Annotated in this window: 9 protein-coding genes; 2 read left to right on the forward strand and 7 right to left on the reverse strand. The window is 65.5% G+C overall.

What is annotated here, in order from left to right; all coding sequences use genetic code 11:
• Window positions 1-6: 6 nt before the first annotated feature.
• Together NV2_RS23570 and NV2_RS23575 are read right to left on the reverse strand one after the other, a co-directional pair.
• A complete protein-coding gene (locus tag NV2_RS23570) occupies window positions 7-1,503 on the reverse strand; it encodes an AAA family ATPase (protein ID WP_067878517.1) in 1,497 nt (498 codons plus the stop codon).
• A complete protein-coding gene (locus NV2_RS23575; RefSeq protein ID WP_067878519.1) occupies window positions 1,500-4,181 on the reverse strand; it encodes a hypothetical protein in 2,682 nt (893 codons plus the stop codon). The genes NV2_RS23570 and NV2_RS23575 overlap by 4 nt, the downstream gene beginning before the upstream one ends.
• A 229-nt stretch (window positions 4,182-4,410) precedes the next feature.
• Between NV2_RS23575 and ybiA the strand changes: the two genes are divergently transcribed.
• Window positions 4,411-5,001 carry a riboflavin biosynthesis intermediates N-glycosidase gene (gene ybiA / locus NV2_RS23580; protein WP_067878521.1) on the forward strand — a complete coding sequence of 197 codons (591 nt, stop codon included), beginning with the start codon at window positions 4,411-4,413 and terminating at the stop codon, window positions 4,999-5,001.
• Between the two features lies 1 nt (window position 5,002).
• On the opposite strand, the gene NV2_RS23585 is transcribed toward ybiA, so the two are convergent.
• Window positions 5,003-5,656, reverse strand: a complete 654-nt coding sequence (locus NV2_RS23585; RefSeq protein WP_067878524.1) for a Uma2 family endonuclease — start codon at window positions 5,654-5,656, stop codon at window positions 5,003-5,005.
• A 396-nt stretch (window positions 5,657-6,052) separates the two neighbouring features.
• Entirely contained in the window at window positions 6,053-6,382 is a 330-nt protein-coding gene (locus tag NV2_RS23590; protein ID WP_067878527.1) for a putative quinol monooxygenase, read from the reverse strand.
• A 65-nt stretch (window positions 6,383-6,447) separates the two neighbouring features.
• On the opposite strand from NV2_RS23590, the gene NV2_RS23595 reads away from it, so the two are divergent.
• Window positions 6,448-6,786: an ArsR/SmtB family transcription factor gene (locus NV2_RS23595; RefSeq protein ID WP_067878531.1), complete on the forward strand. Its 339-nt coding sequence runs from the start codon at window positions 6,448-6,450 to the stop codon at window positions 6,784-6,786.
• Window positions 6,787-7,545: 759 nt separating this feature from the next.
• Here the strand turns inward: NV2_RS23595 and NV2_RS32860 are convergent.
• The 3 genes from NV2_RS32860 to NV2_RS23610 all read right to left on the reverse strand — a co-directional run.
• Window positions 7,546-8,241, reverse strand: coding sequence for a helix-turn-helix domain-containing protein (locus NV2_RS32860; RefSeq protein ID WP_307613577.1), 696 nt, complete (start codon window positions 8,239-8,241; stop codon window positions 7,546-7,548).
• A 54-nt stretch (window positions 8,242-8,295) separates the two neighbouring features.
• Entirely contained in the window at window positions 8,296-9,087 is a 792-nt protein-coding gene (locus NV2_RS23605) for an inositol monophosphatase family protein (protein WP_067878537.1), read from the reverse strand.
• Window positions 9,088-9,312: 225 nt separating this feature from the next.
• The coding region (locus NV2_RS23610) for an alpha/beta hydrolase fold domain-containing protein (protein ID WP_157103042.1) at window positions 9,313-9,730 on the reverse strand (418 nt) is incomplete at its 5' end.

Consider the following 9,730-nt stretch of genomic DNA (forward strand, 5'->3'; position numbering starts at 1 on the left):
GACCCTTCAGGCGAGGTTCCAGACCCCGCGGGCGAAGGTGTCGAGGATGCGGTGGTGGGTCTGGCGCGGCAACTGCCGGGTGCCCGGTTCGCCGAACGGCGTTCCGGGGCGTGCCGGAGAGTCTCCGAGTAGCCGGGCGAGCCCGGGCCGGGTCACCATCAGCAGCCCGTGCGTGGCTCGGGTACAGGTCACCGCCAACCGGCCGAATGCCGAGTTGAATTCGTCCAGCGCTACGGCCGAGTTCAGTGGATGCACCGCGATGGTGATCCCGTTGGTCTGCCCCTGCCAGGAGTCGACCGTCGATGCCACGATGTCGGTGTCGGCGAGGGAGTAGTCGGCGCGGAGCCGTTGCACCACATCGGTTGCGTCGTCGACGGCCTGGTTCCGGGTCGCCAGAATCGTGATCAGCGGATCGCCGCGGTGATCGCCCGGTGTCGAGTCGAGCGTGACACCGGTCGGAGTGCCGGTGCTGTCGTATTCGGCTTGTCGAAGTGAAAACCCGGCGGACAGAAGATCACGGAGCAACGACTCCACCGCCTGCATCAACGGAAGGTCCACATCCGCCGCCTCGGGATCGGGCAGTCCGTCGATCTCGAGTAGCGTCGGCACACCGGTTCCCACCTGCTGCCAGATCCGTGCGCTCGAATCCGGCAGACCCGCGCCGACCGCGAGGCCCCGATCCCCCGGGGCCGCAACACAATTGAGCTCGTCCCATTCGGGATAGAAGGCCCGCCACAGCTCCAGATGCCCGGCAGCAGGCCGCCACACCGCCGGAAGTTCCACCGACCAGGTGCGCTCGTCCGAATCGAAATCGGTGGGCCAGGCACGGTAAGGGTTGTAGCCGGGGTCGCCGCGCCAGGGATTGGTGCCGACCTCGAGCGGTGGCAGTTGCCCCACATCGCCGACACCGACGGTGATCGGCGCGATCTTGGCGACCTTGTCGAACAGATGGTGCGGCAGCTGCCACGCCTCGTCGACGAACAGGACGTCGAACACGAAATCCTCGTGCCCGGACGGCCCCAGATGTCCCTGTAACCGCTTCGCCTCACCCATCGCACCGAGCTTGTGCGAGGTGGAGATGACCACCACGGCCTCGGCCGGAATATCGGCGGTGCTGGTGGCCACGGTGGCATGTGCTGCGGCGTCGTCGGGAACGTCGGGCAGGCGATCCTTGGAGACGAACAGGCACACGCGGTCCCTACCGAGGCTGCGTCCGATCGATTTTGCCAGCGGGTGAATCTGCTTGTTGGTGAAGGCGACGATCGCGACCCGCACGGACCGTGGATGCGCGACCGCATCGGCCACCAGTTGTGCCAGCACGTAGGACTTACCGGCTCCCGCGGCAGCTTTGATCAGAACACGATCGATGTCCGCGGTGCCCGACAAGGCGTCGCGTAGCGTGGCGGCGGCTCTGTCCGCGACCGCCGCATTGCCCGCGGCCGCCTGCGCATGATGCACCCGCTGGCTGTGTCGTTGCGGCGGCTGCACGAATTCTGTTGTCATTCGAGGTCGTCCATCGTCATGTCCTCGGGGATCGGGACACTTTGTGCAGCAGTAACATTCGCGACGGGTGCGCCTGCGGCGGTCACCTCGAATGCATCCGCGTCGACCACCGGCGGCCAGATCTGCGGATTCAGTTCACCGTTCGCGCGGCGTTCGGCGAGCTGATCGGCCCGATCGGCCTCGAAGTTCTCGTGTGGCCGGCAGCAGTACTGGTGTGCCTCGGGATCCTCGGTGTAGAAGCCGGGTTCGCAGGTGGCCCTGGGAGAGGAGATCTCGTCGGCCTTGGGGCGGGTGACATTGAGGGCCTTGTAGGTCTTGTTGCTCGAAAACCACGCGAAGTCCGCGACCACCAGCCGATCGCCCACCGACAACGCCGGAACGCTCAGTGGTGTCCACTCGAACTGCTGGGGCGTACCGACGTCCGACAGCGGGCCGATCGCCAGCCCGGTGAACTTGAAACTGCCCTTCTGGACGGTCAATTCGATTCCCGGCTGTTCGACGCACGGATCACCGTTGACATGCAGCAGCACAATTTTCGACCCGTCTCCGATGCGACGCGATTCGACCCGCAGCACGATCGGATTCAGCTGCACGACCGTAGCGTTGACGATCGACCGCTCACCGGCCGCCGCGGCCCGGTCGGAGGCGGCCTGCGGATTCCCCAGCGCGAGTAGCTGATCCCGGCATCTACCGTCGCTTTCGATCACCGGCACCAGCGAATTGCGCCAGTACCGATAGGTGCGCCCGAACCGCACCAGATCGGAGGCGTGCAGGGCGAGCCGCCGGCGCCACACCGCCTGCGCATCACTCTCGATCGCCCGATGCACTTCGCGCAGAGCCGAGTCTGCCACCGCCTCGAGCACATCCAACCCGCGCTCGAGAATCGCGCACTTGTACCGCAACTCCTCGGTCACCAGCGCCTCGTACACCGCCGGATCCGCGGGCGCACCGCTACCGCCGACCAGCGCGGCATAGATGGAATCCGATCGCCCGCTGGTCAACCGAGCGCCCGGAGTGTGTTCGCAGGCTTCGATCCGGTCCTCGAATTCACGCGGGTCCAGCCGTTCTCCTTCGGCCCACCCCACCAGATAGTCCAAGCGTTGTGCCGCGACCGCGGGCCCACCGGCAACGATGTGCTGGGCCAGCGCTTCACGCAGATCGACGACGGGTGAGCGCAACTCCAAGGCGCGCGCCCGGTCCTCTTCGAGGAGGAACGACACCGCGGTCCGCGCGGTTTCGCGCAGCGCGGACGGGATCTCGGCCGGTTCACCGTCGAAGGTCAGGGGAGTACGTCCCATCGCTCGGTCGTGTTCCCAGCGCAACCGGCTGAGCTCGATACCGGCCAGATTGTCGGCGATCGAGGCGAGCACATCGGCCGTCGACGGATCCGGAACCACCAGATGCACCGGCGCGTGTGCGGGCCGCTGTTCGGCCATCGCCTCGCCGAGTTCGGCTCCGAGCAGGCGCATCACCTCGCGCCGGGTATACGGAGACGACTGCCGATCGCGAAAAACGGTGAGCTGCCACGGTTCCCGTCCCGCCGCGGTGACGCGCTGCAGTCCGATCCCGTGAATACCGAGCGCGGCGGTATCGGACTTGGCGATCACCACATTGATCGTGCCGGGCAGTCCCGCCGGGTCGATCCGCCGCTGCCCCGTCGACTGCGCGACCCCGTCCCGAGTGGCGGTCACATTCGCGACCACCGACGCAGGCGCCGACTCACCGCCACCGTCGCCGGTCACGACGCCGACCAACTGGGGACGCACATCGGCGATCCCGAGTTCGACCAGCAGGTCGGCCGGATCGCTCGAAGTGCGAAGTTCGTTGCGGCAGTAGGAGAACAGTGTGCACGTCGGACAGCTCGCCGGATCGAACGCCGACCGCAGGTGGCCGACGTAGCGGGTCAGCCCCTCCGACTCGTCGTAGGGTTGCCTCTCGGCCTCGAGCCTGCGCTCCGCCACCCGCATCCGTACCTCGGCACGGTGATCGTCGAGCTGCTCCACCAGCGGCTCGGGTTGCAGAAAGGCGTTGCGCGGCACCGCCAGCACCCCATGGGTGTGCACCGACATCCCCGCCGGCAGTCGCGACCACGCCTCGGCCGCCTCGGCGCCGAGCGCGACCTGCAGAAAACCCTTCAGCAGGCGGGCGTCCTGGATCCGGGAGCGCACCCGCTCGTAATCCTTGGCGTCACCGACGATCAGCCAGCTCCGCTCTCCGTCCGCGGCCGGCGCCACCACCGCGAAGTCGGGCTTGACCTCGGTGGCCTCATCGTTCTCGAAGCCGGGAAACGGGATGGCCGGCCCGTGAATCAGCGTGGCCGCGCCGTCCCGGAGCGCCCGGGCGTGGGCCTCGGCCAACAGTGCCGCGGTCTTGTCCAACCACACCAGCGCATTCGCGGTGACCACCGAGGTTGGCCGATCCAACCCCAGCCGCCCGACCGTAGTGGTGGCGATCTCACTCACGAACTTGTCGTCACGCACCAGATGTTCGAAGGTCATCGCGCGCATCCAGCGCGCCTCCGGAATGCGACCGGAATCGTCGGCGAAGCCGACATCGGTGGCGAGTGCACGGCGAGTGCGGCCGATCACCAGCGGATCGGTGCCGCGAAACCGTGCGCAGGCGGCATGCGCGGATGCCGCGACGGCACTGGACCCGCCGCCTGCATTTTTGCTCCCCATAGGAAACCCCTACCACACTTCCCTCGGCTATCGATGCTGGATCGCGGGCCGGGCAACGGGTGTTACGAGGAAGTAGCTCCCGGATCACGGCACGGCCTTTGCCATCATGCGGCACGTGCCCACACCAGCGGACGGTCAACCGGTGACATCAGTACAAGCCGGAACCTCCTCTGCGAACACAATCGAAAACCCGGTGCGACAAGCAAAAGCGTCGGGCAGACTGTCCGGAATGCAGCCGCGCACCGTCACCGAGTTGATCGACCTCCTGGATGCCGGTGCGCGGGTGCAATACCTGCCGTTCTGGGGCCACCAGCCGAGAAGCGACGGGTTCGTCGGCGCGGAATGCCTGAGCCAGTGGTGGCCCGCGGAGTTCACCCTGGACGACGTATCCTTCCGCACGGCCGAGCACTACATGATGTGGAAGAAGGCGATGCTGTTCGAGGACTCGGCGGCGGCCGAGCGCATCGTAGCGGCCGAAACGCCGGGTGAGGCCAAGTCACTCGGCAGGATCGTGTGCGGATTCGACGAAAAGGTCTGGGACGAACGGCGATACGCGATCGTGGTCGCTGCGAATACCGCCAAATTCGGTCAGCACGAGCGGCTTCGAGATTTCCTTGTCAACACCGGGGAGCGGGTGCTGGTGGAGGCGAGCCCGGTGGATCGGATCTGGGGCATCGGCATGACCGTCGACGATCCGCGGGCCGAGAGTCCGCGGGAGTGGGAGGGGCTGAATCTGCTGGGGTTCGCGTTGATGACGGCGCGAGATCGGCTGAGAACCGCTGCGCGGGCGGCCGGCCGGGATCTCCCCGGCGACCGATAGCTCAGAACTCCAGCTCGGCCCAAGGGATCCTGATCGGGAACGGGTGATCGATGGTGACCGCGTCGCTGTCGCCGGGGGACCAAGCTCCGGCGAGAATGTAGTTGGCGCGGTGCAGCACAGTGATGCCGGGGTCCGGTGGGTGTACTTCCGAGACGAGCGTGTAGGCATGAATGTGTGCGATTTCGCTGCGGTGCGTGGCCAGGGTGACTTCCCAGTACCACGGAATTCCGGCTCGGGCGTAGCGGGCCTTCTTCGCTTCCATGTCGGCATCGGAATTGGACGGTGAGAGGACTTCACCTACCAGGACCACCCCGTCGGATCGAACGTACTGGTATGGCTCGGGTTGACACTTGTAGATCATGAAGTCCGGGGTGACGAAATCCGACATGCCGGTGCGGCCGAAGAACACGTTGGTCTCGGTACCCACTCTCCAGCACCGCTCGAGATCTGTCGTCATTGCGGACTTGGCGCAGGTGCGCAGCCCGTTCCAGATCAGGTTCGTGAACTCTTGGTGTTCGTGGGGACCCCGACGTAACCAGACCACGCGACCGTCCCAGAGTTCGATCCGCTCGGCCACTTCCTCGGGCAGCGCCGACAGTTCTTCCCACGTCATGTACTCGGGGAGTTCGGGACGTTCCACGTCGGGGCACGACATGAGGTTATGGTAGTTCAACCACCGCGGATCCGGCCCTCACCTGTTGAGACCGGGGTATGTGGGCACCGACTGTGCGCATCTCCACTACTTCGCGTACTTCGGTCCGCCCCGACGTCTTCACCCGGCGCCGACCGTCCGGGGAACTGATGGCTCATGACGGGTGGGACGGTGGCCGGGTTGCCGGCCGAGGCGGCCGTGACCGAGGCGGTGAGGACGACAGCGCGTGAAATGGCGGAACAGCTTGTCAGGACGATCGAGAATCGTGCGGCAGCGCGCGCCGCGCAGACGGACCAGCGGACGGAACTGGAAGCCGCGGCGTAGTCGAGCGGTTCGACCTGCCGTGGTCGCCACATCGCCTCGGTCGCGGTAGTCGGGGAACCACCTCGGGGTGGGATCTCAACGCGGGTAAGGGCTGCGCATGTTCAACCACCGGATCTCGAGGTCCTGTTCGAGATAGTCCATCCGGTTGTCCCAGAACTCCTTCATGTGGGGTAGCGCCAGATGCTTGTCGAGGTCGGCTTTCGAACGCCAGACCTCGTAGAAGACGAACGTTCCGGGTTCGTCGCGGTCCTCGTGGAAGTGGTATTCGAGAGCGCCGTCCTCGGTACGTGTCGGTGCGACGAACGACAGCAACAACTCCCGAAGCTCTTCGGCACGTTCCGGTTTGGGGCGAGCAAAGCCGACCAGGGCATAGGGTGACGAGGCGATAGGTATGGTAGTTGCCATACCTATCGACGATAACGGTCGAAGAGGTACGATGCAATACGTACCTTAGGTGAGGAGGTGGCGGGGTGCCCGACAATGACGAACCCGTCGTGCAGGAAATGACCCTGGGTTCGGTGTTCGCGGCATTGGCCGATCAGCACCGCCGGCGGGTGATCCTCACCTTGCTGGCCGAACCCGAGGGAACTGAACGTCACTGCAGCTCCTTCGAACTGCCCGTCTCGAAAGCCACACTCACACATCACTTTCGAGTACTCCGCCGAGCCGGCCTGATTCACCAGGTCAATCGCGGAAACAGCAATATGGCTCAGCTGCGGCGCTCGGATCTGAGGCAACGATTCCCGGCACTGCTCGAACTGTTACAGGCCGAGATCGAGGGACGCCCTGGGCCGGGAGGTGAGCCTTGATCGCGATGACTTGCTCGGCACCGGAGACTGCGAGTCCGACTCACGGCCCGCGCTGCCGCCGATACCGTCGGGGATCCCGAGAACCACTGGCGGCCGGGTCGATCGGGAACTCCTTCTATAGTCGCAGCTGTGGAAGAGACCGCGATCGCCGACTCGAGCCGCTTCGTCCCGATATCTGACCCTCGACCCGACGATTCTTTCTGGCCGGAACTGAGCTGGCCGGTTGCCGCCGGTACCGAGCTGGTTGGCGCTGAGCCCCGCCGACCCGGCAACCGACGCGGACGGCTTGTTCCGAGCGCTCGACCACGATGCCGTGTGGGGTGCATGTTGCCGGACGTCCCGGCGATCGGCAGCAATTCGAGGAGCTTCTGCGGGCATGGCAGGCGCGCGACGAGTGGCATACCTGGGTGGTTCGCATCCGACGCGCCGTTGCCGGCCTTCCCGCAGGTGCGGTCGTCGGGACTACGTCGTATCTCGATGTGAGTGTGCGCGATGCACGTTTGGAGATAGGTGCCACCCTCTACACGCCCACGGCGTGGGCAACCGTGGTTAACCCGGAAACAAAGATTGCCCGGCTCGGCGCCCGGCACGAAGGAACGTTACGGCGTCACCACCGACGCGCGGACGGCACGGTGCGTGACTCCGTGATGTTCTCTGTGGCTGCGGAAGACTGGCCTGATGTGCGGCAACGGCTCACTGCCCGCCTGCGATCCACAGGCTCGGATCGATGAAGCCGAGGTGACTCATCGAGTTCTCGGTTCAGGCGACCTTCCAGGTGCGGTCGCCGAGTGTGACGACGACGTCGACGGACCCGCCGAGGGCGGAGACATAGGCGCGGATCGTATCGATACCGGCCACCTTTCCTTGTTCGATCTTCGACACCCTGGCCTGCGAAATCCCTAGGATGCTGGCGAGTTTTGTCTGTGTCAGCCCGATCGACTTTCGGATTTCTGCGAGTTGGTGGCCGCGGAGGTAGGCATCGTGCCGCTCTCGGGCGTGCTCTCGCGCGGTCGCGCGCTCCGTTTCGGTGCGGCTGTCGGCGCTGCGCGCCTTGGCTTCGACCTCGCTCCATTTGGTGAGTTTTGCAGTCATGGCTGCTCCTCCAACGCATCCAGGTGCTCCGCGAAGCGCTTGTCGGCCAAGCGGATTGCCTCGTAGTACCACCCCTGCCAGTTTCCGGATTTGTCTCCGGCAACGAGGAATCGCCTCCCGTGCCGGATCGAATGCGAAGAGCATGCGCACTTCCGACCGTCCGGTAGAAGCTGGTCGGAGTTCCTTCATATTGTGGTAACGACTACCTTTGACCCTGTCGACCAATGGACGACCGGCCGCCGGGCCCTCCTCTGACAGGTGGTCGAGCGCCAGCTCGATGAGGTCGCCAGATTCAGGGTCGTCTGCACAAACAGCCAAGAACCACGACTCCACCTCCGGATGAAGACTGATCTGCCAGGCCACGGGAGCGAGTATAACCTTTTTGTTATGAGCAACGGAAGTGGCCAGCTTTTGTCGCTAGTTCAAGTACCGCAGCAAATCATCGTGCAGCAGCCCGTTCGATGCTGCTGCGCTGCCGCTGAGCAAGCCCGCGCTGCCGTCGAGACCGGTGAAGGTGCCGCCCGCTTCGGTGACGATGACAGCGTTCGCCGCCATCTCCATCGGTGACAGTTCCGGGTCGGCGCACATATCGACCACGCCTTCGGCGACCATCATGTACGGCCAGAAGTCGCCGTATGCGCGCGTGCGCCACACCGTGCGCGCAAGGTGCAGGAGGCCCGCCAGGCGGCCCTGGTCTTCCCAATCGATGAGGGAGGAGTAGGCGAGCGAGGCGTGGGGCAGCGCGGAGATCCGGGAGACGCGCAGCGGGGAAGCCGAGGAGAGGTTGCGGCCGGTGAAGGCGCCGTGGTCCTTCGCGGCCCACCAGCGACGCCCGAGTGCGGGAGCGGAGACGAGCCCGACGACCGGGCGGTATCCGCCCTCGGACAATTCCAGCAGGGAGATCTGCGTGGCCCACACCGGGACGCCGCGCGCGAAGTTCTCGAGACCGTCGACGGCGTCGATCACCCAGCAGCGAGGTCCGGTTCCCTCCAACCCTTCTCCCTCACCGAGGACCGCGTCGCGCGGGCGGGAACGCTGCAGCTGTCCACGGATGAGCTTCTCCACCTCCGTCTCGGCGTCGCGCGCCACATCCATATCAGGCTTCGTATCCAGCTCGCGGCCGAACTTCTTGAAGCGTTCGGTGCTCGTCGCGGCCGCAGTGTCGGCGATGACGTGGGCGAAGCGGAGGTCGTCGAGGTGGTCCTGCATGCATGCACGCTATCCAGGCCGAACCTGACAGTGCCAGTCCCGCTCGGTGCGAAGGCGGCATCGACAACGTCGCGCCGTAGGTCGTGGTGTTTCGATGTCGTGCGACTGCCCTGCACGGTAGTTTCCGGTATGGAGGTTCGCGTGGGCGAGTGGTCGATGCATCCCGGAACGGCACCTGCGTAGACGAACGTCGGTGTTGTCGGCGGTGGCGTCAGGGAGGAAAAGTCACAGTAGAACGCGCTTCAGATACGTCAATCTGGCGTCATTGGCGGCCTGGGATACGCCTGCATGCGGTACGAGACTGTTGAAGCCGTGGAAGCCACCCGGCCACACGTGGAGTTCTACCGGTATACCGGCATCCGACAGTCTCCTGCCGTAGTCGATCGCCTCGTCGCGGAAGATCTCGCTTCCGCCCACATCGATGTACGCGGGCGGAAGACCCGCAAGGTCCAGGGCTCGGGCCGGCGCCGCGTAGACCGATGCCTCCTCGGTCCCGGCAGCGTCACCCAGCAGTGCAGTCCACGCTGTGCCGATGGACTGCCGAAAACCGGCGCTGTCAGGGTCGGGCATATGAGTCGAGGGGGTTGCCATTCGATCGTCCAGCATGGGGCACGAGAGAATCTGGTGGCTCAGTGCGGGGCCG

The organism is Nocardia vermiculata NBRC 100427 (genome assembly GCF_001613265.1).
GTDB lineage: Bacteria > Actinomycetota > Actinomycetes > Mycobacteriales > Mycobacteriaceae > Nocardia > Nocardia vermiculata.

Excerpts from the sequence above, each read along its gene's own strand:
- NV2_RS23570 (WP_067878517.1), bottom strand. The coding sequence starts at position 1,503 with ATGACAACAGAATTCGTGCAGCCGCCGCAACGACACAGCCAGCGGGTG.
- NV2_RS23575 (WP_067878519.1), bottom strand. The coding sequence starts at position 4,181 with ATGGGGAGCAAAAATGCAGGCGGCGGGTCCAGTGCCGTCGCGGCATCC.
- ybiA (WP_067878521.1), top strand. The coding sequence starts at position 4,411 with ATGCAGCCGCGCACCGTCACCGAGTTGATCGACCTCCTGGATGCCGGT.
- NV2_RS23585 (WP_067878524.1), bottom strand. The coding sequence starts at position 5,656 with ATGTCGTGCCCCGACGTGGAACGTCCCGAACTCCCCGAGTACATGACG.
- NV2_RS23590 (WP_067878527.1), bottom strand. The coding sequence starts at position 6,382 with ATGGCAACTACCATACCTATCGCCTCGTCACCCTATGCCCTGGTCGGC.
- NV2_RS23605 (WP_067878537.1), bottom strand. The coding sequence starts at position 9,087 with ATGCAGGACCACCTCGACGACCTCCGCTTCGCCCACGTCATCGCCGAC.